The following is a 23,116-nucleotide window of genomic DNA, read 5'->3' as shown; positions in this document are numbered from 1 at the left end:
CATCGAGGAACGAAGACACATGAGCATGACCCCCGAGCAGGCGACCTGGTTCTCCGACATCTTCGGGCGACTGGTGGCCAACGTCGACCAGGTGCTGCTGGGCAAGACCTTCGTCGTGCGGCTGTCGTTCACGGCTCTGCTGAGCGAGGGGCATCTGCTGCTCGAGGACTTCCCGGGCACGGGCAAGACCTCGCTCGCCCGCGCGATCGCCCAGAGCGTCCAGGGCTCGAGCAACCGTGTGCAGTTCACCCCCGACCTCCTGCCCGGCGACATCACCGGCGTCAGCATCTACGACCAGAAGGCCGGTGGGTTCGAGTTCCACCGCGGGCCGATCTTCTCCAACATCGTCCTCGCCGACGAGATCAACCGCGCCAGCCCCAAGACGCAGTCCGCCCTCCTCGAGGTGATGGAAGAGAGCCGCGTGACCGTGGACGGCGTCAGCCACCCCGTGGGGTCGCCGTTCATGGTGATCGCCACCCAGAACCCGGTCGAGCAGGCCGGCACCTACCGTCTTCCCGAGGCCCAGCTCGACCGGTTCATCATGAAGACCTCGATCGGCTACCCCGATCACGCGGCGACCGTCCGCATCCTCGAGGGCTCCGCCACGAGGGTCCACGAGGGCAGCCTCAACCCGATCGTCCAGGCCGGGGTCATCACCGAGATGGCGCAACTCGCCCGCACCGTGCACGTCGAGCCCACCATCAGTGACTACGTCGCCCGGCTCGTCGACGGGACGCGAACGGCCCAGGAGGTCCGTCTCGGTGTGAGCGTCCGCGGTGCGCTGGCCCTCGTCCGTTCGGCCAAGACCTACGCGGCGTCCCTCGGTCGTCACTACGTGATCCCGGACGACGTCAAGTCGCTCGCCGAGCCCGTGCTCGCCCACCGTCTCGTGCTCGACCCCGAAGCGGAGTTCGACGGTGTCACGCCGTCCAGCGTCGTGAGCCAGCTGCTCATCGAGACGGCGCCACCCGCCGAGCGGGTAGCCGTGTGAGCGAGCGTCCCCGAGGCACCGACCGGGCCGCCCGGCCCGCGCCGGGGTCGACCGTGGACGGGTCCCGCGCCGGCCGGACACGACCGCGGGTCGGCACCCGCGGCGCCGACCAGCGATTCGATTCCGCGTTCTCGACGGGAACGCAAGGACTGACGAACGCCCGGACCCGGATCGTCGGCGACCGTACCGGCATCGGAGCGGACCTGCTCGTCCTGCTGGTCAGGACGACGCGTGGGGCTCGCCGTTCCGTCCGCCGGGCGTTCACCAGCGCCTCCTCGGTGGTCACGCCCTTCGGGTGGTCGATGCTCGTCGCCGCACCGGTCGGGCTGCTCGTCGGCTACCTGCTCGGCTGGACCGAGCTCGTGGTGGTCGGCTTCGCCGCGATCGTCCTGCTGCTCGTCGCAGGGCTCGCTCTCGTCGGACGGAACACCGTCCGCATCACGCTCGAGATCCCGCACGAGCGCGTGGCCGTCGGCGCCCCGGCGGCCGGCACCGTGCGGGTGCGCAACGCGAGCGCCCGCCGCATCCTCGGAGTGTCCGTCGAGGTCCCCGTCGGTCCGGGTCTCGCCGAGATCGGCCTGCCGAGCCTCCGATCGGGAGACGAGGTCGCCGAGTCGTTCGACCTGCCCACCACGCGACGCGGCGTCGTGGCCGTGGGTCCGGTCAGCACCGTGCGAGGCGACCCGGTCGGCCTCGCCCGACGCGAGATCGAGTGGACCGGCGTCACCGAGGTGTTCGTGCACCCTCGCACCATCGGCATCCCGAGCACGAGCACGGGTCTCATCCGTGACCTCGAGGGCAACCCGACGCGTGACCTCTCGCCCAGCGACATCTCGTTCCACGCCCTGCGCGAGTACCAGCCGGGCGACGAACGACGGAACATTCACTGGAAGTCGACCGCCAAGACGGGCACCTACATGGTGCGGCAGTTCGAGGAGAGCCGGCGCAGCCACCTGGTCATCGCCCTGAGCCTCGCGGCCGGTGACTTCGCCAACGACGACGAGTTCGAACTGGCCGTCAGCGTCGCGGGTTCTCTCGGTGCCCGCGCCATCCGTGACGCGCGTGAGGTCAGCGTCGTCGTCGGCGAGACCACCCCCGAGTTCGCCAAGCGGAAGAACCTCGAGATCCGCTCCCTGAGCACGCTGACCCGGAACCGCCTGCTCGACGAACTCGCGGTCGTCACGTCGGCGGAGTCGGCGCTGGCCATCACCGACGTCGCGCGGGTGGCGGGTGATCAGGTCGTGGGGATCTCGGTGGCGTTCCTCGTCGTCGGGTCCACGACGACGGTCACCGAGATGCGCGCCGCAGCCCTGCAGTTCCCCCTGGGGGTGGAGGCGGTGGCGATCGTGTGCGACCCCGAGACGGTCCCCGGCATGAGGCGCATCGCCGATCTCACCGTGCTGACCATCGGGTTCCTCGAGGACCTGCAGAAGTCGCTCGCCCGAACGGCGAGCGCATGAGCGTCGTCGACGGGGTCCGGACGCCCGCGGGGCCCGCGGCGCCTCCTCCGCGCGCACGGTCCCGCGCGCGGCCGTCACGACTGCGAGCCCCGTTCGTCGCCTGGGTCGTCGCGTTGTTCGCGGCCTCGCTCGGCGCCGCGACCGTCACCTTCTGGCCGGTGTACGAGAGCGCCGCCTTCGTCGTGCTCGTCGTCGTCGCCTTCGCCGTCGGCGTGGTCATCGCGCTGGGCACGGCCGCCCTCCGGCTGTCGAGCGTGTGGGTGTTCGCGGCGACGATCGTGGCGTACCTGTTGCTCGGGGTGCCGCTCGCCGTGCCGTCGCAAGCCTTCGGCGGCGTGCTGCCCACGGGTCGGGGCCTCCTGACGTTGGTCTCGGCGACCGCTCTCGGCTGGAAGCAGCTCGTCACCATCGCCTTGCCGGTGGGCAGCTACGAGGCCCTGCTGGTGCCGGTCTTCGCGCTGGTCCTCGTCGGCACGGTCGTCGGCCTGTCCGTCGCGCTCCGCAGCCGACGCGGAGAACTCGCCGTCGTCGTTCCCGTCGTCGTCTGGATCGCGGCGATCGTGCTCGGTCCGGGCGAGGCCTGGTGGCCCCGCGTCACCGGTCTCGCCGTGTTGGTGACGGTGGTCGCCTGGGTCGTCTGGTGGCGCCTCCGTCGACGTCGCATCGCGCTCGGGGCCCTCACCACCCGTGCTGTCACGACGTCTGCCGGGCACCGCCCGGTGGCCGTCCGTGCCGTCGTCGGCGCGTTCGCCACGCTGGCCGTCGCAGGGACGGCCGGCACGGTCGCCGTCGCCGCGATCCCGCCGGTCACCTCGCGGACCGTGGCCCGCACGGTGGTCGAGCAACCGTTCGATCCGCGGGACCACGTCAGCCCGCTCAGCGGCTTCCGGGCGTACGAACAGGAGCCCACCGTCGACCAGGCGCTCCTCACGGTCGCGGGCCTCCGCGACGGTCAGCGACTGCGGGTGGCGACGCTCGACACCTACGACGGTGTCGTCTACAGCGTCGGCAGCGGCGAGGTCGACAGCGCCTCCGGGTTCTTCACCCGCGTGCCGTCCGACGTCGACCAATCCCGGGTCGACGGGCAGGCGACCGCGGTGGACGTCACGATCGGTGCCTACGACGACCTCTGGCTCCCCACCGTCGGCCGACTCGAGTCCGTCTCGTTCGGCGGACCCACGGCGGATGCCCGGCGGGACGCGTTCTTCTACAACGACCTCACGGGCACGGCGGCCGTCCTCGGCGGACTGCGACAGGGCGATTCGTACCGACTGGACGCGGTCGAGCCCCGCCAGCCCGGCGACGACGAGCTCGACGCGCTCACACCGGGGACCGCCACCGTGCCGACGCCGCGGGACGTGCCGGACGAGCTCACCTCCTCGCTCGAGGAGGACGTCGCCGGGGTCCAGGGCCCCGGGGCGCGCCTCCGGGCGGCGCTGAGCGCCCTGCGCGAGGACGGTTACGTGAGCCACGGCGTCACCGCCGACGAACCCGTCAGCCGATCCGGGCACGGTGCGGACCGCATCGCCCAGCTCTTCACCGACCCCGTCATGATCGGCGACGCCGAGCAGTACGCGACGGCCGCCGCGCTGATGGCCGACCGGCTGGGGTTCCCCGCGAGGGTCGTCATGGGATTCGCCCCCGAGACGGACGGTGGCCCCGTCGACGTCACGGGGTCCAGCGTGACCGCCTGGATCGAGGTCGACACCGCCCAGTACGGCTGGGTGGCGCTCGACCCGAACCCGGCCGAACGTCCCATCCCCGAGGACCAGGTGCAGGACCCGACGCAGATCTCCCGGCCCGAGTCCGTCGTCCAGCCCCCACCCCAGGACCCTCAGATGCGGGACGACCAGACGCCGCCGCAGTCCGAGCAGGACGATCCCGAGACCCCTCCGGCCTGGTTGGCCATCGTCCTGGCGGTCGTGCGGGTCGTCGGCTGGAGCGCCCTCGTCGCCGGTCTGCTCGCGGCCCCGTTCGTGACGGTCGTGGTCCTCAAGGCGCAGCGGCGTCGTCGCCGCCGAACGGCGACGAGTCCCTCCGACCGCATCAGCGGCGGCTGGCACGAGTTCCAGGATGCCGTGGTCGACCACGGCATCCGCACCCCGCCCGCGGCGACCCGGAGCGAGGTCGCCGCCGTCGTCGGTGGCTCGCGTCCCGCAGTGCTCGCCCGGGTGGCGGACCGTGCGGTGTTCTCGCCGAACCCGCCCGCGGAGTCCGACGCCGACCGAGTCTGGACGGCCGTCGCCGAGATGAGACACGCCCTCGGCGTCGGGCTCACGAGGCGGCAGCGGTTCGCCGCGGCGGTCTCGCTCCGATCTTTGCGTGGTTACCATGGGCGCACCCCTCCCGAGCGACAGAGGAACGACTGATGTACTGCCCCACCTGTGCCAGCCCCCTGCCCGTCGGCGCGATGTTCTGCGGCGAGTGCGGTCGGGCGGTCTCGAGCGCAGACCTCGCGGCTGCCCGACGTCGGGCCGACGCCGCTGCCGAGCACGTCGACGCCACCAGTGCGCCCGACCTGCCCGAGGCTCCTCCGCGTGCGACCTCGCACCCCCGCCGCAGCGATGCGCAACCCCCGTGGTGGGTGCGCGACCGTCAGGCCGACACCGGCGTGCCCGGGGTCGAGGTCGAGCCGCCCCGTGTCGATCACGCCCGGTCCGAAGCGCCCGCGTCGGCTCCCGAGCCCCCGGTGTGGCCGGTGGACGATCGAACCGTCGTGTCCACGGGCGAGGACCACCGCCCGACGGCCTCCGAGGAGGCGCGGGCCGAGTCCCCGAGGACCCCTGACCCCGGCAACCCCGCCGTCTCCGGCATCCCCGCCGTCCCCGACGGCCCGGTCGGGGCCCTCGCGACGACGGCACCCGAGACGGTCGGATCGCCGACACCGCTCCGAGTGCCCTCCGAGCACCCCGACAACGGGCCCCGCCCCTCGTCCGCCCCGCTCTGGACGGCGTCGTTGACGCCTCTCACATCGGACGAGTCCTCTCCCGACGTGGTGGCCGCCGTCGAACCCCCCTCCGCCGAGGCGTCCCACGGACGTCGAGACGACGACGGCGAGGTCCGGTCAGGCGAGGTCGAGACGTCCACCGCCCCTGACGGAACCCGGCCGGTCGAGAACGACCACACCGAGGGCGCGACCGACCCCGAGGCGACGGTGATGCCGGACGAGTCCGCTCCCTCGTCCGACTCCTCCTCCGAGGTCGTCCCCGGCGACCGGGTCGCGCCTCCTGCGGGCCCGCCGCCTCTCGTGCGGCCGACGGCCGACGGGCCGCGGGACGGCGACACCGCCCCGGTGGCCGCGCTCGGCCGTGACCTCCGCCCGCCGGTCCCGAGCGGGTCCCGGCCCGCCCTCCCCGACTCCGACCGCCCCGAGCCCGTACCGCTCGTCGGGCCCGCACCGCTCGTGGACCCCGTACCGCTCGTCGAACCGGGCTCCGCCGTCGTTCCCGAACGGTGCACGCACTGTGGCGCACCCATCGACGAGGACGACATCTTCTGCGGTGAATGCGGTGCGGTCGTGCAGTCGGTCGCCTTGTCGTTCACGGGGCCTGTCGTCCCGCTCCCGCCCGAATGGAGACCCGACGACGAGTCCGTCCTCCGCCGTCGTTCCGCCACACAGGACCGTGAGGGTGCCGGATCGGGCTCCGACGACGCCGGGACCTCTCCGGACGGCCCGGGCTCCGGCGACGACGTACCCGTCCGAGACGAGGCCGACGGCCGGCAGGACGACACGCCACGCCCGGCACCCGAACCGATCGACCACGTCCCGGGATTCCGCCCCGAACGACCGGCGGCGACTCCGACGCCGAGCGTCGCCGACCTCCCCCCTGCTCCCACGTCGTCGTCGGCTCCGTCCTGGCGCCCGCGTCGGGTGCCCGTGGACCTGCCCGACGACGCCGACGTCGACGAGACCCGGATCGTCCGTCGTGGTGCACTCGGAACCGAGTACGTGCTGCAGTTCAGCACCGGTGAGAGCATCACGGTCGACGGGACCGGCCTCGTCGGCCGTGCACCGACGCCCCAGCCGGGGGAGCGCTTCGACCAGCTCGTCCGCATCGTCGATCCCGGCAAGTCCGTGTCGAAGACGCATCTGGAGTTCGGTCAGGAGGCCGGAGCCCTCTGGGTCAGCGACCGGTGGTCCGGCAACGGGACGGTCGTCCGTCCTCGTGACCTCCCGCCCCGCCGTGCCGATCCCGGAGTCCGCGTCCGCGTGACGCGTGGAACCCGGGTCGAGATCGGCGAGCAGTTCTTCGTCGTGGTCTGACCCACGGCTCCTCCCCACGCGGAAGGGTGGTCGGTCCTTCCCCCGGCCCGACCACCCGGTACCCGCCGCGGACGGTGCTCCGCTCCACTGGAGTCATGAACTCCTCAACCACCGCGGCGTCACCGGTCCTGCCGTCCCGCGTCCGGCTGCCGTCCGGGCCTACGAGACCCCGCCCGACGGCGACGCCCGTGGCGGCGATGTCGACGGGTGCCGTCGTGTCCGCGTGCGGTGCTCTCGTCCCGTGGACCGCGCCGCCTGCCGTCCTCGGGCTCTCGCTCGCGACGGCTCTCGCGGTCCTCGTCGGCTGGGCCGTCGACCGTGTCGTCGGGGCGACGCTCACGGCACGGCGCGAACGGTCGAGGTTCCTGGCCGCCCTCGACGACGTCGACGAGGTCGTCGCGCGCCTCCGGGCGGTGCGGTCGCGTGAGCTGGCCGACTGGTACCCGACGGCCGATCGGCTCGACGAGTGCGACGTCGCACGTCGTCCGACCCGGGTGCTGGTGCTCGGGGTGGGTCGCGCCTCCAGCGGGCTCGTCCTCGAGGGGCGTCCCGAGGACGACCTCGAGCCGGGCGACCCGGTCGCCCATCGTCTGGCACGCCTCCGGGCCGAGGCGGCCACCCTCGACGAGGCCCCGCTGTGCGTGCCCCTCTCGTCGGCCGTGAGGGTCGTCGGTCCACCCGTGGTGGCCGAGGCCGTGGCGTCGGGCCTCCGCCGTCAGCTGCGGGCCGCAGGGGCATCGTCGGTCGACGCGGCCGCGGCGATCGACTGCGTGGTGGTCCGGGCGCCGACCTCGGGCGGGGCCCGGCCCGAGGCCGAGCCACCCCCGGTCGACACCGTCGTCGTGATCGGTCAGGACGGAGGAGCGACGGTCACCCTCAAGGACGGCCGGCCGTGCCGACAGAGCCTGCGGGTCGCCTTCGTGTCGGTACTCGACGACGTCGCGCGGTGCGCCTAGCGGTCGACCCCGCTGCCCAGGCGGATGCGGCCCACCAGGCCGTCACCGCCGGTGACCTTCTCGAGCGTGCGCTCGACGACGCGAGCGGCGGCGGCGGCGTCGACGGCCCCTTCGTCGACCAGGAGGCGCAGCGCGACCAGGGTGCCGGCCCTCACGTTCCCGTCGAGCACCTTCACGGCCACCGCGACGCCGTCGGTCGTGCCCATCACCATGACGCCCTCGGCGCCGAGCTTGGCCAGCACGCCCAGCTCGTCGATCGTCACCGTGTTGGCTCGACCGGGACCGTCGATCGCCCAGGCGTCGCCCAGGACGGCCTCGACGAGATGCGCGGCGTGGCCGTCGCGTCCCGACCCGGTCGTGCCGACCGACCCGGTGATGCGCGCGATCGCCCGGGCCAGGCCGACCACGGTGGTCGCGATCACCGGGGCACCGCAGCCGTCGACGCCGGAGTGGTCAGCGGCCTCGCCGGTGAACTCGGCGACCGTCTCGCGCACCGCGGCCTGCAGGGGGTGGTCGGTGGCGACGTAGCGGGACGGGTCCCAGTCGTTCTCGGCACAGGCGAGGAGGAACGCGGCGTGCTTGCCCGAGCAGTTCATCGCGAGCCGGCGCGGCGCGGTGGCCTCGCGGGCGCTGGCCCGGTCACCGGGCCAGTCCGGCGGGCAGAGGAGGTCGTCCTCGGTGCTGCCCGACCGGCCGAGCAACGCCTCGACCACCTCGAGGTGGGCCGGCGTGCCCGCGTGGCTCGCCGTGGCCAGCACGGCCTGGGGACCGTCGAGGGAGACCCCCGACCGCAGCACCGTGAGCGCTTGCAACGGCTTGAGGCACGAGCGCGGGTAGATGGTCGCGTCGGCGTCCCCGATCCGACGCAGTTCGCGTCCGTTGGCGTCCACGACGACACCGGCTCCGAGGTGACGGCTCTCGTCCCAACCCGAGCGCTCGAGCACGGCCAGCTCGACGCTGGCCGAGGCGGTCAGGGGGTGACGGGAGGGCGCGGCGGGGCGGGGGTCGGTCATGATGGGGAGTGTACCGAGGCCCGCCACGCGACCACGTCGCACCGACGAGGGGCCCGAGAGGGAGGCAGCATGCTCGACCACGACTACGCCGTCGACGTCCGTTGGACGGGCGACCGGGGCGAGGGCACGACCTCGTACCGTTCGTACGGCCGCGACGCCACGATCGTCGCCACCGGCAAGCAGCACGACGTCCTGGCGTCGGCCGACCGCACCTTCCACGGTGACGCGGACCGCTGGAACCCCGAGGAGCTGCTGCTCGCCGCACTGGCGCAGTGCCACCTGCTCAGCTACCTGCACGTCGCCGCGGCCGCCGGGGTGGTCGTGGTCGCGTACGAGGACGCCGCCGTGGGACGGATGACCCAGACGCACGACGGGGGTGGTCGCTTCACCTCGGTGACCCTGCGGCCCCGGGTGACCGTCGCCGACGACGACATGGTCGAGCGCGCCCTCGAGCTGCACGCCGAGGCGAGCCGCAAGTGCTTCATCGCCGCGTCGGTCGCCTTCCCGGTCGGTCACGAGCCCACCGTCGTGGCGGTGTCCAGAGAAGCCGACCCGGCGTGAGGCAGAATGGCACGGCACCTCCGCCGCGCCGAGCCCCACGGCACGACCCCCGTCACCCCGACCGAGAGATCCCCATGCGCCGTTCCCTCGCCCTCCTGGCCGTCCCCGCCCTCCTCCTGTCGCTCGCGGCCTGTGCCGGTGACGCCGGCGGGTCCTCCGATGCGGCGACGCCGAGCAGCTCGTCGCAGGCGACCTCCGACGTCCCGCTGCGCGCCTCGGGCGAGCCCCAGGCCCCGCAGGACGGGTTCCCGACGGTCGAGCTCGACGCCGACGGCCGCCCGACGGTGACCGTCCCCGAGGCGGACGCTCCGACCGAACTCGGTGTCGAGACCTTGATCAAGGGCGACGGAGCCACGGTCCAGGCCGGTGACACCGTCACCGTCCAGTACCAGGGCGTCATCTGGAACACGGGCGAGATCTTCGACGAGAGCTGGTCGCGCGGTGCACCGGCCACCTTCTCGACCGACCAGGTCATCACCGGCTTCGCGGACGGCATGGTCGGGCAGACCGTCGGATCGCAGACCGTCGTCGTCATCCCGCCGGCCGACGGTTACGGCGAGGCCGGCGCCCCGCAGGCCGGCATCTCGGGCACCGACACGCTCGTCTTCGTCATCGACATCCTCGCCGTCTCCTAGTCGACCGTCGCCGCCGACCCCCGACACGACTCCCCGATGATCCGCACCGCGCCTCCTCGTCCGTCCGCCCGTGTCCGCCGAGGACGGTTCGCCGCCGTGGCGGCCGTTCCGCTCGTCCTCCTCGTGCTGAGCGGATGCACGAGTGGTTCCGACCAGCCGTCGCCGACGGCGAGTGGCGCGGCGGGTGACTGCAAGGCTCCGGCGTCCGGGGAGCTCTCTGATGGCGTCGACGTCACGGGCGAGGTCGAGAGCAAGCCCGAGGTCGTCTTCGACACCCCGCTCGAGGTCCCGTCGACCCAACGCACCACCCTGGTCGAGGGCAGCGGCGAGGTCGCCGGGCAGGGCGCGGTGGCCAACGTCCGCATCGCGGTCTACGACGCGACCACCGGGGCCGAGGTCACCTCGGCCGGTTTCGACGAGGGCCAGCAGCCCACGCAGCTCACGGTGAGCACCGACTACTACGTGCCGGGCATCGTCGACGCGATCGCCTGCGTGCCCTCGGGCAGCCGCACGGTGACCGTCGCCTCGGCGGCCGACATGACGACCGCGACCGCGGGGGAGCAGGCGGCCACACCCACGCCCGTGGTGATCGTCGCGGACGTCGTCTCGATCGTGCCGACCAAGGCGACGGGTGAGGCCCAGCCCCCGAAGGACGGTTTCCCGGCGGTCGAGCTCGCCGACGACGGTCGGCCCACCGTGACGATCCCGCCCGGCACCGAACCGCCGTCCGACCTGCAGATCGAGGTCCTGAAGAAGGGCGACGGCCCCGTCGTCCCCGACCCCGCGAACGTCACCGTCCAGTACCAGGGCGTGAACTGGACCACCGGCGAGGTCTTCGACCAGAGTTGGGGCAAGGGCACGCCGACACCGTTCTCGACCGACCAGGTCGTGCCCGGGTTCGCCAAGGCCATGATCGGTCAGACGGTCGGCTCGCAGGTCGTGGTGATCATCCCGCCCGCCGAGGGCTACGGCGAGGCCGGTCAACCGTCGGCCGGCATCGGGGGCACCGACACACTCGTCTTCGTCATCGACATCCTCTCCGTCGCCTAGCCCCCGGTCCGTCCGACCACGGCTCGCCTCGAGGCGGTGGGCGGCCCCGACGACGCTCGCCCTAGGCTGATCCCATGCGTCGCATCACGATCCTCGGCTCCACCGGTTCGATCGGGGTCCAGGCCCTCGACGTCGTCCGGGCCCATCCCGACCTCTTCGAGGTCGTCGGCCTCTCCGCCGGTTCCGACCGTGAGGGCGTGGCCGCGCAGGCCGCCGAGTTCGGGGTCGAGCACACGGCGCTCGGCACCGACGAGTCGGTGCAGCTCGTCCGCGACGTCCGGGCCGACGTCGTCCTGAACGGCATCACGGGCTCGGTCGGCCTCGCGCCGACCCTCGCCGCCCTCGACTCGGGGGCGTCGCTCGCCCTGGCCAACAAGGAGAGCCTGATCGTCGGAGGTGACCTCGTGACGAAGCGCGCCGCCCCCGGCCAGATCGTGCCGGTCGACTCCGAGCACTCGGCGATCGCGCAGGCGCTGCGGTCGGGCTCCGACCGCGAGGTGCGTCGGCTCGTCCTGACGGCGTCGGGCGGGCCGTTCCGCGGTCGCACACGGGAATCGCTGGCCGACGTCACCCCGCGCGAAGCGCTCGCGCACCCCACCTGGGACATGGGCCTGGTGGTGACGACGAACTCGTCGACCCTCGTCAACAAGGGGCTCGAGGTGATCGAGGCGCACCTGCTCTTCGACGTCGACTACGACCACATCGACGTCACGGTGCACCCGCAGTCGATCGTGCACTCGATGGTCGAGTTCGTCGACGGCTCGACCATCGCCCAGGCCTCGCCTCCCGACATGCGCCTCCCGATCTCGCTCGGGCTCGCCTGGCCGGACCGCGTCGAGGGCGTGGGGGTCCCGCTCGACTGGACCCGCGCCTCCACCTGGACGTTCGAGCCCCTCGACGAACAGGCCTTCCCGGCCGTGCGACTCGCCAAGCAGGTCGGGCGCGCGGGGGGGACGTACCCGGCCGTCTTCAACGCGGCCAACGAGCAGGCCGTCCTGGCGTTCCACGCGGGACGCGTCGGGTACCTCGACATCCTCGACGTGGTCGAGGCCGTCGTCGACCGGCACACCGCGGGCGAGAGCAGCCTCGAGGGCGTGCTCGAGGCCGAACGCTGGGCCCGTGCCGAGGCGGACGCGCTGCTGGCCCGCTGAGCCCGCCGCGCTCCTGGCCCGCTGAGCCCGCCGCGCTGCCGGGCCGCTGAGCGCCCGCGATGCCGGCCCACTGATCCCGCCGCCCCAGTTCGGGGCTCCCAGCGTCGTCATGGCCCCGACGCGGTGGACGTCCGGGCGCGGGCGGCTACCCTTGCCCGGTGCAGACGATCCTCCTCTTCGTGCTCGGCGTCCTGGTCATGGTCGTCGGGTTGGCCGTGTCGATCGCCCTGCACGAGGTGGGCCACCTCGTGCCGGCGAAGAAGTTCGGCGTGAAGGTCGGCCAGTACATGATCGGCTTCGGGCCGACCGTCTTCTCGCGCAAGAAGGGCGAGACCGAGTACGGCGTCAAGGCCCTGCCGCTCGGCGGCTACATCTCGATGTCGGGCATGTTCCCCCCGGGAAGGACCGGGGGAGGCGCGCGCCAGTCGAGCACCGGCTTCTTCAACACCCTCGTGCAGGACGCCCGGACGGCCAGCGCCGAGACCGTCGACGAGGGCGACGAGTCGCGCACCTTCTACCGTCTGCCCGTGTACAAGCGCGTCATCATCATGCTCGGCGGCCCGTTCATGAACCTGCTCATCGCGATCGCCCTGTTCGCGGTGCTGCTCTGCGGCTTCGGCGTCCAGCAGGCGAGCACGACGGTCGGCAGCGTCAGCACCTGCGTCCTGCCCGCCGGCTCCACCGAGACGAGCTGCCCCTCGGACGCGCCCGAGGCCCCGGCCTACGCCGCGGGCATGCTGAACGGCGACCGCATCGTGTCGATCGACGGGACGACCGTGACCGACGGCGACCAGATCACGGGCATCCTGCAGCGTTCTCCCGGCGACACCCTCGACGTCGTGGTCGATCGCGACGGCACCGAGCGCACGCTCCAGGTGACTCCGGCCCTGTCCGAGCGCTACGTGACGACGTCGAGCGGGGCCGTGGCGACGAACCCCGACGGCAGCTCGCAGACGCAGGAGGTCGGTTTCGTCGGCATCGGGTTCGCCTACGAGAAGGTGCGCGAGCCCGTGACGGCCGTGCTGCCGGCGGTCGGCGACAACATCTCGCACGTCGTCGGCGTCATCGTCACCCTGCCGCAGCGTCTGGTCGGGGTGGCCCAGGCCGCCTTCGGCGGGGCCGAGCGCGACCCGAACGGACCGGTCAGCGTCGTCGGCGTCGGTCGCATGGCGGGCGAGATCGCCAGCCTCGACACGATCCCGGTGGTCGACCGCATCAGCACCCTCGTCGGGCTGCTCGCGAGCCTCAACGTCGCCCTCTTCGTGTTCAACCTGGTGCCGCTGATGCCGCTCGACGGCGGTCACGTGGCCGGGGCCCTCATCGAGGCGATCCGCCGCGGCTTCGCCAAGCTCCTCCGCCGGCCCGACCCGGGCCCGGTCGACACGGCCAAGGCCATCCCCGTGACCTTCGCCATCGTGATCCTGCTCGGCGGCATGACCGTCCTGCTCACCTATGCCGACATCGTGAACCCGATCGACATCTTCGGCTGACGTCCGGTCGCGAGAGACCCGTGACGCACCGGTCACGCGTCCGTCACTCGGCGTCCAGCGCCGAGGTTTACGATGACTCCGTGCCAGCAGTCAATCTCGGAATGCCGAAGGTCCCCGAAGTCCTCGCCCCGCGCCGCAAGACGCGGCAGATCAAGGTCGGCAAGGTGCTCGTGGGTGGCGACGCCCCCGTCAGCGTGCAGTCGATGACCACGACTCCGACCCCCAACATCAACGCCACCCTGCAGCAGATCGCCGAGCTCACGGCCAGCGGCTGCGACATCGTGCGCGTCGCCGTGCCGAGCCGTGACGACGCCGAGGCCCTTCCGATCATCGCGAAGAAGAGCCAGATCCCGGTCATCGCCGACATCCACTTCCAGCCCAACTACGTCTACCAGGCGATCGACGCCGGGTGCGCGGCGGTCCGGGTCAACCCCGGCAACATCCGCAAGTTCGACGACCAGGTCGGCAAGATCGCCGCCGCGGCGAAGGCCGCCGGCGTCTCGATCCGCATCGGCGTCAACGCCGGCTCGCTCGAGCCCAGCATCCTGCAGAAGTACGGCAAGGCCACCCCCGAGGCGCTCGTCGAGTCCGCCGTGTGGGAGGCCTCGCTCTTCGAGGAGCACGACTTCCACGACTTCAAGATCTCGGTCAAGCACAACGACCCGATCGTCATGGTCAAGGCGTACCGCCAACTCGCCGAACGCGGCGACTGGCCCCTGCACCTCGGCGTGACCGAGGCCGGGCCCGAGTTCCAGGGCACGATCAAGTCGGCCACGGCCTTCGGCATCCTGCTGAGCGAGGGCATCGGCGACACCATCCGCGTCAGCCTCAGCGCCCCGCCGGCCCAAGAGGTCAAGGTCGGCCTGCAGATCCTGCAGTCGCTCAACCTGCGCGAGCGCAAGCTCGAGATCGTCAGCTGCCCGAGCTGCGGTCGCGCCCAGGTCGACGTCTACAAGCTGGCCAACGACGTCACCGACGGGCTCGAGGGCATGACCGTCCCGCTGCGCGTCGCCGTCATGGGCTGTGTCGTCAACGGTCCTGGCGAGGCCCGCGAGGCCGACCTCGGCGTCGCCTCGGGCAACGGCAAGGGTCAGATCTTCGTCAAGGGCGAGGTCATCAAGACCGTTCCCGAGTCCGAGATCGTCCAGACCCTCATCGACGAGGCGAACCGTCTCGCTGCCGAGATGCCCCCCGGCGAGCTGGGCTCGCCCGAGGTCGTCACCGTCTGACCGGGTCCACCCCGGGGCGACGCGACCCCGTCAGGAGGCGCGGTGCGAGAGATCTCGCACCGCGCCTCCTTCGCGTGGTCACGTCCGCGGCCGGGCCGACGGGGCCGTGTGTCGTCGTGTGACGCCCCGATGTGACGCGCCCCGGGGCGTCCGCCAGCATGGACGACGCACCGTGACGGCCCCGGCCCACCCCCGAGCGGTGCTCCCGCAGCGCCCCGAGAGGAACCCATGACCAGCAGCGCCCCCCTGATCGACGCCCCCAAGAAGGGCCCCGGTCGTCTGATCGCCGTCATCGTCGCGGTCGTCGTCGTGCTCGCCGCCGTCGGCATCGCGATCGGAGTCACCCGCGGCGGTGGCGACGACGAGACCGTCCGCATCGGCGTCGTGGGCGCGAGCGACCCGTACTGGGCCGACTTCGTGCAGGCCGCGGCCGACGAGGGCATCACGGTCGACCTCGTGGACTACTCGGACTACGAGCAGCCGAACCCCGCCCTCGCCGACGGCGAGATCGACCTGAACCAGTTCCAGCACATCGTCTACCTCGCGCAGTACGACGTGGCATCCGGCAACGACATCGTGCCGATCGGTTCGACGGCGATCTACCCCCTGCCCCTGTACTCGTCGAAGTACACCGAGCTGAGCGACTTCCAGGAGGGTGACACCATCGCGATCCCCGACGACTCGAGCAACCTGGCCCGCGCCCTGCTCGTCCTGCAGTCGAACGGGCTGGTCTCGCTGAAGGACGGCGGGACGATCTTCTCGGGCGTCAACGACGTCGACGAGTCGAAGTCGAAGGTGAAGGTCGCGACGGTGAGCGCCGACCTCGCCGCCACGTCACTGCCCGACTACGCCGGTGCGATCATCAACAACGACTTCGCGACGAAGGCCGGTCTGTCGACCGACGACGTCATCGCCCAGGACGACCCCAACGACCCCTCGTCGGTGCCCTACGCCAACGTCTTCGCCGCCCGTGCGGAAGACAAGGACGATGCCACCTACCAGAAGCTCGTCCAGATCTACCAGGACACCAAGGCCGTCACCGACGGCGTCGTCGACAACTCGGGTGGCACGGCGATCATCACGAAGATCCCCGCGAGCGACCTCGAGAAGTCGCTGACCGAGACCGAGAAGCTCGTCGAACAGAACGGCTGACCCACCAGGTCGCCACCCCGGCCCGGACCGCGCGCAGCATCCGCTCGCGGTCCGGGCCTCCGCCCGTGCCGAGGAGAACGCGTGCCCGCCATCACCCTGACCGACGTCGTCAAGACGTACCCGCCCCGTGAGAAGGGCGCCGCACCGCTGACCGCGGTCGACGGCGTCAGCCTCGAGATCGCCGAGGGCGAGATCTTCGGCATCATCGGCTACTCGGGCGCGGGGAAGAGCACCCTCGTCCGCCTCGTCAACGCCCTCGAGCCCACGACGAGCGGGAGCATCCGCGTCGACGGCCGCGAGATCACCGGCCTCCGTGAGCGCGAACTGCGCTCGGTCCGGGCCGGCATCGGCATGATCTTCCAGCAGTTCAACCTGTTCTCGTCGAAGACGGTCTGGGGCAACGTCGAGTTCCCGCTCAAGGCGGCGGGGGTACCCAAGGACGAGCACCAGCGGCGGATCAGCGACCTGCTGCACTTCGTCGGCCTCGGTGACAAGGCCCACGCGCGGCCGGACCAGCTCTCGGGCGGTCAGAAGCAGCGCGTCGGCATCGCCCGCGCGCTCGCGACGAACCCCCGCATCCTGCTCGCCGACGAGGCGACGAGCGCCCTCGACCCCGAGACGACCAGCGAGGTGCTCGCCCTGCTCAAACGCGTCAACGCCGAGCTCGGCATCACCATCGTCGTGATCACCCACGAGATGGACGTCATCAAGTCGATCGCCGACCGGGTGGCCGTGATGGACTCCGGTCGCGTCGTCGAGACCGGCCCCACCTTCGAGGTGTTCTCCGACCCGAAGCAGGCGTCGACCAAACGGTTCGTCTCGACGGTCATCGCGGGCACGCCGCACGGTGACGAACTCGATGCGCTGCGGGCCCGCCACCCCGGCGTCCTGGTGTCGGTGCGCATCGCCGAGGGTGGCGTCGACCAGCGCGACGTCTTCGCGCTGCTCGCGCGGCACGGCCTGTCGTTCGAGATCGTCTTCGGCGGCGTGAACGACATCCAGGGACGCACGTTCGGCACCCTGACCCTCGCCGTGACCGGCGACGACGCGGCCGTCCGAGCGGCCGTCGCCGACCTGGGCGACGACGCGAACGAGCTGCCCACCTCGCCGACGACGTCGGTCCGACCCACGGAAGGACGCTGATGGACTCCCTGATCGAACTGCAGCCGATGCTGTGGCAGGCGGCCGTCGAGACCGTCTACATCGTCGCCCTGACCCTCCTCTTCGGCGGCATCGGCGGACTCCTGCTCGGCCTGGCGCTGTACCTGACGCGGGGCGGAGCCCTCTTCGCGAACCGCGTCGTCTACGGCGTGCTGAACGTGGTCGTCAACGTGTTCCGACCGATCCCGTTCATCATCTTCCTGGCCGCGGCCCAGCCGTTGGCGAGGTTCGTCATCGGGTCGGGCAGCGGCAACCCGGCCATCATCTTCACCCTGTCGCTCGCCGCGTCGTTCGCCATCTCGCGCATCGTGGAACAGAACCTGCTCACCGTGCAGCCGGGCGTCATCGAGGCCGCACGGGCGGCGGGGGCCGGCCCGGCCCGCATCATCGGAACGGTGCTGCTGCCGGAGGCGCTCGGACCGCTCGTCCTCGGCTACACGTTCATCTTCGTCGCGCTGGTCGACATGTCGGCGGTGGCCGGCTACATCGGCGGCGGCGGGCTCGGCAACTTCGCCCTGCTCTACGGCTACCGGCAGTTCGACCCGGTCGTGACCTGGGCCGCGGTGCTGCTGATCATCGTGCTGGTGCAGCTCGTCCAGTTCCTGGGCAACTGGCTGGCGAGGCGCGCGCTGCGGCGATGAGATGTGGTGTTCGGGGGCACGGGAGCTGTCGGGGGACTGGTTTACAGTGGGGCGCGTGACCGACACCGCCACCGCCAGCCAGACCCCGCCGCCGGCTCCGGCCCCCGTGACTCCCGCCGAGCTCGAGCGGGCTCGGCAGATCGTCGGGGCGGTGTCGCAGGCGTTCGGTCGCAAGGTCGTGGGTCAGACCGCACTCCGCGACACCCTGCTCGTCGCCCTCATCACCGGCGGGCACGTCCTGCTCGAGAGCGTCCCGGGGTTGGCCAAGACGACCGCGGCCCAGACCATCGCGCAGTCGATCGACGCGAGCTTCCGTCGCATCCAGTGCACGCCCGACCTCCTGCCGAGCGACATCACGGGCACCCAGATCTACGACGCCCAGAAATCGACCTTCGTCACCCAGCTCGGGCCGGTCCACTCGAACTTCGTCCTGCTCGACGAGATCAACCGCTCGAGCGCCAAGACCCAGAGCGCCATGCTCGAGGCGATGCAAGAGCGCCAGACGACCATCGGGGGGACGGTCTACCGACTGCCGTCGCCCTTCCTCGTCCTGGCCACCCAGAACCCGATCGAGCAAGAGGGCACCTACCAACTGCCCGAGGCGCAGCTCGACCGCTTCCTGTTGAAAGAGATCCTCGACTACCCGACCCCCGCCGAAGAGGCCGAGATCATCCGGCGCATCGAGAGCGGCGTCTACGACGAGGCCGCCGCACCGTCCACGGGCGTCGGCCTGGCCGACGTCGTCTACCTGCAAGATCTGGCCAAGCGCGTCTACGTCGACGCGTCGATCGTCAACTACATCGTGCAGCTCATCTACGTCACGCGGCATCCGCAGCAGTACATCCCGGCGACCCTCGCCGACTACGTCGAGTTCGGGGCCAGCCCCCGGGCCAGCATCGCCTTCATGCAGGCGGCCCGTGCCCTCGCCCTGCTGCACGGGCGCGACTACGTCATCCCCGAAGACGTCAAGCACCTGCGGCACTCCGTGCTGCGACACCGCATGATCCTCAACTACGAGGCCACGGCCGACGAGGTCGCGCCCGAGACGATCATCGACGCCGTGTTCGGCGCCGTCCAGACCCCCTGACGCCGGTGGCCAGCCTGTTGCTGCGCGTCCGGACGAAGATGGGGCTGTTCGCCCACCGACGCACGATCGACCTGCTCGAGGGCGGCTACGCCTCGGTGCACCACGGGCGCAGCCACGACTTCGACGACCTCCGGGCCTACGTCCCGGGCGACGAGGTGAAAGACATCGACTGGAAGGCCACGGCCCGTCACGGCGAGCCCCTGGTCAAGCGGTACATCGCGAGCCGCCGGCAGAACCTCGTCCTCGTGATGGACACCGGTCGCAACATGGCCGCGACGGCCACGAGTGGCGAAAGCAAGAAAGACATCGCCCTGATGGCGGCCGGCGCCCTCGCCTACATCGCCGCCAAGCACGGGGACGTCGTGTCACTGGTGGCGGGTGATTCGTCGGGCACACGCGCGCACCCGGCGGGCGCGACCGAAGCCCACCTCGAGACCCTCCTGCGGCAGGTCGACCGACGCGTCGACCTCGACGCCCCGACGAGCGACCTCGCGGCCGTGCTCGAGTGGGTCGCGCGGGGCATCCGGCGGCGCTCCATGCTGCTCGTGATCACCGACGACCTAGCGATCGACGATCGCATCACCCGGTTGCTCCGGCGTCTGCGCGCGCAGCACGAGGTCGTCTGGCTGACGATCGGCGACGCCGACCTGATGACGCGCGCGGGTCGGGCGGGCGAGGTCTTCGACGTCCGCGAGATGGCCGGACTGCCGGCGTACCTGCGCGAGAACGCGCAGCTCCGTCGAGAGTTCGACGACTCCTCCCTGCGGCGCGTCGGCGACACCGAGCGCGAGCTCCTGGCCCTCGGCATCAGCAGCCAACGGCTCGGCAGCCAGGCCGAGGTCGTTCCCGGGCTGTTCACCCTGATCGAGAAGCACCGTCGTGTCGGGCGCTGACGACTTCTTCGGGCCCTACCAGTACCCGCTCTGGGTGCTCTGGCTGGTGCTCGGCCTGGTCGGGCTGGCGCTCGTGGCCGCCTGGTACGTCTTCGTGATCCGTCTCTCGGCCCGCCGCCTCCCTCCGGCCCAGCGGGCGGCCCGCGCGGCCTCCCGACCGGTCGCCCTCGCCGACACCAAGGCGAAGTACCTCGCCCTGATCGACGAGGTCGAGACGGCCGCGTCCTCGCGGCGGCTGAACGACCGTGGCGTGCACTCCCGGCTCAGCCTGCTCCTGCGGTTCTTCGCGCACGAGACGAACGGGGTCGACACCCACGTGATGACCCTCGCCGACCTCCGCGAGTCGAACCTGCCCCGGCTCGTCGGTGCGGTCGAGCAGTACTACCCGCCGGCCTTCCGGCTCGAAGCGCCCGGCGACCCGGCCCGTGCCGTCGCCACCGCGAGGGACCTGGTGTCGTCATGGGGCTGATCTTCTGGTGGGTCCCGTTGGTCGCACTGGCGGTCGTGGCGGTCGCGGCATGGCTCTACGTGCGGTGGAGGCGCCGCGACAGAGCGCGCCTCCGTCGCCTCGGCGTCCCGGTCGCGCACGGCGAGCGGCTGACCGCGCTGCCCGCGTACCAGCGCGTCGTCCGGCGCTACCGTGCCGCGCTCGCGGTCGTGCTCGTCGCCATGGTGGCGCTGACCGGCATCAGCGTCCTGCTCGCGGCCCGCGTCTCGAGCACCGACGTCGTCGAGCCCCAGTCGTACAAGCGCGACATCATGCTCTGCCTCGATGTGTCGGGTTCGATGACCGAGGTCGACTCGCAGATCGTCGACACGTTCTCGACCCTCTCGCAGGGGCTCGACGGCGAACGCGTCGGGCTGTACCTCTTCGACAGCTCGGCCGTGCAGGCGTTCCCCCTCACCGACGACTACGACTTCGTGCGCACGCAACTCGAGCAGTACCGCGACTCGTTCGACACCATGGGCGAGAACGGGACCCGCTACTGGACGGGCACCGACCTCGGTGACGGTGCGTCGCTGATCGGCGACGGTCTGGCGTCGTGCGTCCTCGGGTTCGGCGACGACGACAGCACGCGGCCCAAGTCGGTCGTGCTCGCCACCGACAACTACGTCAACGGCAAGGCCCTGCTCACGCTCACCGAGGCGGCCGACCTGGCGACCGAGCGGGATGTCCGCGTGTACGCGGTGAACCCCGCCGACCACGCCACGGACGCCGTGGCCGACCAGGTCGCCGCCGAACTGCGCACCGCGGCCGAGTCGACCGACGGTGGCTACTACGCCCTCGACGACTCGACGACCGTGCCGCAGATCGTCGACGAGATCGACGCCCGCGAGGCGGGGCTCTTCACCGGTGCCCGACGGCTCGTGGTGACCGACCACCCGCAGGCCCTGGCGATCGCCGCCCTGCTCGTCGCGATGGGCGGGCTCGTCTTGCTCTGGCGGGTGCGCCTGTGATCGCCCGGGCGCTGGTGTTCCAGCCCGTCCTGCCCTGGTGGCTCCTCGCCGTGGCCGCCGTCGCCCTGCTCGGGTTCACGGGCTGGCGCGTGGTGGCCGAGCGGGGCCGACGACGGGCCCTTCTCACCTGGGTGCGACGTCTGGTCATCGTCGCCCTGCTCCTCGTCGTCGCCGTGCGGCCGAGCCTGCCGGGCGGGTCGGCGCAGGCGTCGGTCGCCCAGCTCAACGTCTTCTTCGTGGTCGACACGACGTCGAGCATCGCGGCGGAGGACTGGGGCGACGGTCGGCGTCGACTCGACGGGGTGCGGGCCGACATCGCCGAGGTCACCTCGCAGCTGGCGGGAGCCCGGTTCTCGCTGCTGTCCTTCGACAGCACCGCCGTCCTGCGGACGCCGCTGACCGACGACGCCTCCGCCGTGGTCGCCGCCGCCGACGCCATGAACCAAGAGGTCACCTACTACTCGAGCGGCAGTTCCGTCAGCGAGGCGAACGACCTGCTGGCCGAGCGGCTGTCCGAGGCCCGGCAGAGTGCGCCCGAACGGGCCAACGTCGTCTACTACCTCGGCGACGGCGAGCAGACCAGCGGCACCGAGCCCGAGAGCTTCGCGGCATCCGCCGGCGACGTCGACGGCGGTGCCGTCTTCGGCTACGGCACCGAGCGGGGAGGCAAGATGCGCGTCTTCGACGGCTACGGCGACGAGTACTCGACGAAGGAGTACATCCAGGACCGCACACAGCCCGGCGATCCCGATGCCGTCTCGACGATCGACGAGGACGCCCTGCGGCGCATCGCCGATCAGCTCGGCGTGCCGTACGTGCACCGCACGGCGGACACATCCGTCGACGCTGCGGTCGCGGACGCCCGCGACGGCGCCGTGGCCTCCGACGAGGGGCGGGCCGACAGCCTGATCGACCTCTACTGGATCGCCGCGATCCCCCTGTTCGTCCTGCTGCTCCTCGACGTCGCACTCGTGGCGAGGGCACTGGGCGAGGTCCGTCCACCACGGCCCGTCCGCGCCGGACGCGGTCGAGGGCGCGATGCGCCGTCGAGACTCGACGCCTCACGACCCGAGAGGGGAGTCCGCTCGTGACCGACACCCTCGTCCCCCCGCCCGTCGACGAGATCCGCCGCGCCCACGAGGCCGAGGCCGGGCCCGACGTCGAGCAGTACCGGAGACGCCTCCGGCGTCGGCTGCTGCTCTGGTCGGCCCCGGTCGTGCTCGTCGTGCTGCTCGTGGCCCTGAAGCTGCTCAGCCTGCCCGCCTTCGCCGCCCTGACGCAGTGGTCGTACGGCGACAGGGAGTTCGAGCGCAGCGCCTCCTGGTCCGAACCCCTCGGCGTCGCCAACGTGGTCGAGCCCTGGGTGCACCACTTCGACCGGGGGACCGCCTACGCCCAGATCGGCGTGCTCGACGTCGCGCGTCAGGAGTTCGTCACGGCACTCGACCTCGCCCCGGACGACGCCACGATCTCGTGCGTCATCCGGGTCAACCTGGTGCTCACGATCGAGGCCCAGGGCGATGCTGCCCTGCTCGAACTGCGCTACGCCGACGCCGAGGCGCTGTACGAACTCGGGGCGAAGACCGTCGACGAGGCTCCCGAGGGGTGCTTCCAGCCGCCGGAGGACCCCCGGCAGCCCGACACCTCCCAGCCGCTCGACGACGCCCAGCAGCGCCTCGACGAGAAGGGGCAGCAGGCCCAGGGGGGCGAGGGCGACGAGCAGCAGCCGGGAGGGGACGACGGCAGCGATCCCGGCGCCGGGGGAGACGAGCCCGGCGAGGGCGAGGGGCAGGCCGAGTCCGACGACCCGCTCGACCAACTGCAGCAGCAGGGCGAACAGAGCCAGCAGCAGCAACAGCAGGACACCGACCGCGACCGCTACTACGAGCAGAACCCGGGTGACTACGACGGCAAGCCGTGGTGA

The 23,116-nt window shown here is 71.7% G+C and carries 21 protein-coding genes; 20 read left to right on the top strand and 1 reads right to left on the bottom strand.

Annotation, left to right across the window (positions count from 1 at the left end; translation table 11 throughout):
* Window positions 1–19 precede the first annotated feature (19 nt).
* From HQQ78_RS02985 to HQQ78_RS02965, 5 genes are all read left to right on the top strand, one after another.
* Window positions 20–991 (top strand): MoxR family ATPase, encoded by a 972-nt coding sequence (locus HQQ78_RS02985; RefSeq protein WP_056045870.1) that lies wholly within the window; start codon window positions 20–22, stop codon window positions 989–991.
* Between the two features lie 53 nt (window positions 992–1,044).
* Window positions 1,045–2,451, top strand: a complete 1,407-nt coding sequence (locus HQQ78_RS02980) for a DUF58 domain-containing protein (protein ID WP_173150992.1) — start codon at window positions 1,045–1,047, stop codon at window positions 2,449–2,451.
* A complete protein-coding gene (locus HQQ78_RS02975; protein WP_173150991.1) occupies window positions 2,448–4,820 on the top strand; it encodes a transglutaminase domain-containing protein in 2,373 nt (790 codons plus the stop codon). Before HQQ78_RS02980 ends, HQQ78_RS02975 begins: the two co-directional genes overlap by 4 nt.
* Entirely contained in the window at window positions 4,820–6,715 is a 1,896-nt protein-coding gene (locus HQQ78_RS02970) for a zinc-ribbon domain-containing protein (RefSeq protein ID WP_173150990.1), read from the top strand. Before HQQ78_RS02975 ends, HQQ78_RS02970 begins: the two co-directional genes overlap by 1 nt.
* A 95-nt stretch (window positions 6,716–6,810) precedes the next feature.
* Window positions 6,811–7,671, top strand: a complete 861-nt coding sequence (locus HQQ78_RS02965; RefSeq protein WP_173150989.1) for a hypothetical protein — start codon at window positions 6,811–6,813, stop codon at window positions 7,669–7,671.
* Here the strand turns inward: HQQ78_RS02965 and HQQ78_RS02960 are convergent.
* Window positions 7,668–8,684 carry an asparaginase gene (locus HQQ78_RS02960; protein WP_173150988.1) on the bottom strand — a complete coding sequence of 339 codons (1,017 nt, stop codon included), beginning with the start codon at window positions 8,682–8,684 and terminating at the stop codon, window positions 7,668–7,670. The two genes, HQQ78_RS02965 and HQQ78_RS02960, sit on opposite strands and share 4 nt — an antisense overlap.
* A gap of 69 nt (window positions 8,685–8,753) precedes the next feature.
* On the opposite strand from HQQ78_RS02960, the gene HQQ78_RS02955 reads away from it, so the two are divergent.
* The 15 genes from HQQ78_RS02955 (at window position 8,754) to HQQ78_RS02885 (ending at window position 23,116) form a co-directional block, all read left to right on the top strand.
* A complete protein-coding gene (locus HQQ78_RS02955) occupies window positions 8,754–9,245 on the top strand; it encodes an OsmC family protein (protein ID WP_056045857.1) in 492 nt (163 codons plus the stop codon).
* 74 nt (window positions 9,246–9,319) lie between these two features.
* Window positions 9,320–9,880: an FKBP-type peptidyl-prolyl cis-trans isomerase gene (locus HQQ78_RS02950; RefSeq protein ID WP_173150987.1), complete on the top strand. Its 561-nt coding sequence runs from the start codon at window positions 9,320–9,322 to the stop codon at window positions 9,878–9,880.
* A gap of 36 nt (window positions 9,881–9,916) precedes the next feature.
* Window positions 9,917–10,930, top strand: a complete 1,014-nt coding sequence (locus HQQ78_RS02945; RefSeq protein ID WP_173150986.1) for an FKBP-type peptidyl-prolyl cis-trans isomerase — start codon at window positions 9,917–9,919, stop codon at window positions 10,928–10,930.
* Between the two features lie 74 nt (window positions 10,931–11,004).
* A complete protein-coding gene (gene dxr, locus HQQ78_RS02940; RefSeq protein WP_056045850.1) occupies window positions 11,005–12,081 on the top strand; it encodes a 1-deoxy-D-xylulose-5-phosphate reductoisomerase in 1,077 nt (358 codons plus the stop codon).
* Between the two features lie 158 nt (window positions 12,082–12,239).
* Window positions 12,240–13,571, top strand: a complete 1,332-nt coding sequence (locus HQQ78_RS02935) for an RIP metalloprotease (RefSeq protein WP_199736192.1) — start codon at window positions 12,240–12,242, stop codon at window positions 13,569–13,571.
* Window positions 13,572–13,651: 80 nt separating this feature from the next.
* On the top strand, window positions 13,652–14,800 hold the full coding sequence (gene ispG, locus HQQ78_RS02930) for a flavodoxin-dependent (E)-4-hydroxy-3-methylbut-2-enyl-diphosphate synthase (protein WP_171007237.1): 1,149 nt from the start codon (window positions 13,652–13,654) through the stop codon (window positions 14,798–14,800).
* A 228-nt stretch (window positions 14,801–15,028) separates the two neighbouring features.
* On the top strand, window positions 15,029–15,952 hold the full coding sequence (locus tag HQQ78_RS02925) for a MetQ/NlpA family ABC transporter substrate-binding protein (RefSeq protein WP_056045848.1): 924 nt from the start codon (window positions 15,029–15,031) through the stop codon (window positions 15,950–15,952).
* A gap of 81 nt (window positions 15,953–16,033) precedes the next feature.
* The gene (locus HQQ78_RS02920) at window positions 16,034–17,095 is read left to right on the top strand and encodes a methionine ABC transporter ATP-binding protein (protein ID WP_173150985.1); all 1,062 of its coding nucleotides are present in this window, start codon (window positions 16,034–16,036) and stop codon (window positions 17,093–17,095) included.
* Window positions 17,095–17,754: a methionine ABC transporter permease gene (locus tag HQQ78_RS02915; RefSeq protein ID WP_056045843.1), complete on the top strand. Its 660-nt coding sequence runs from the start codon at window positions 17,095–17,097 to the stop codon at window positions 17,752–17,754. The genes HQQ78_RS02920 and HQQ78_RS02915 overlap by 1 nt, the downstream gene beginning before the upstream one ends.
* 55 nt (window positions 17,755–17,809) lie before the next feature.
* Complete coding sequence (locus tag HQQ78_RS02910; protein ID WP_371740323.1) at window positions 17,810–18,841, top strand: AAA family ATPase; 1,032 nt, start codon at window positions 17,810–17,812, stop codon at window positions 18,839–18,841.
* A 5-nt stretch (window positions 18,842–18,846) separates the two neighbouring features.
* On the top strand, window positions 18,847–19,734 hold the full coding sequence (locus HQQ78_RS02905) for a DUF58 domain-containing protein (RefSeq protein WP_173150983.1): 888 nt from the start codon (window positions 18,847–18,849) through the stop codon (window positions 19,732–19,734).
* Window positions 19,721–20,203, top strand: coding sequence for a hypothetical protein (locus HQQ78_RS02900; RefSeq protein ID WP_173150982.1), 483 nt, complete (start codon window positions 19,721–19,723; stop codon window positions 20,201–20,203). Before HQQ78_RS02905 ends, HQQ78_RS02900 begins: the two co-directional genes overlap by 14 nt.
* Window positions 20,194–21,192, top strand: coding sequence for a VWA domain-containing protein (locus HQQ78_RS02895; RefSeq protein WP_056045834.1), 999 nt, complete (start codon window positions 20,194–20,196; stop codon window positions 21,190–21,192). Before HQQ78_RS02900 ends, HQQ78_RS02895 begins: the two co-directional genes overlap by 10 nt.
* The gene (locus HQQ78_RS02890) at window positions 21,189–22,283 is read left to right on the top strand and encodes a VWA domain-containing protein (protein ID WP_371740322.1); all 1,095 of its coding nucleotides are present in this window, start codon (window positions 21,189–21,191) and stop codon (window positions 22,281–22,283) included. Before HQQ78_RS02895 ends, HQQ78_RS02890 begins: the two co-directional genes overlap by 4 nt.
* Window positions 22,280–23,116: a hypothetical protein gene (locus tag HQQ78_RS02885; protein WP_056045829.1), complete on the top strand. Its 837-nt coding sequence runs from the start codon at window positions 22,280–22,282 to the stop codon at window positions 23,114–23,116. Before HQQ78_RS02890 ends, HQQ78_RS02885 begins: the two co-directional genes overlap by 4 nt.

It is taken from the genome of Frigoribacterium sp. VKM Ac-2859, assembly GCF_013204925.1.
GTDB lineage: Bacteria > Actinomycetota > Actinomycetes > Actinomycetales > Microbacteriaceae > Frigoribacterium.
Note: the sequence above shows the minus strand (reverse complement) of the source record. Positions and strands in the feature narration are given on the sequence as shown.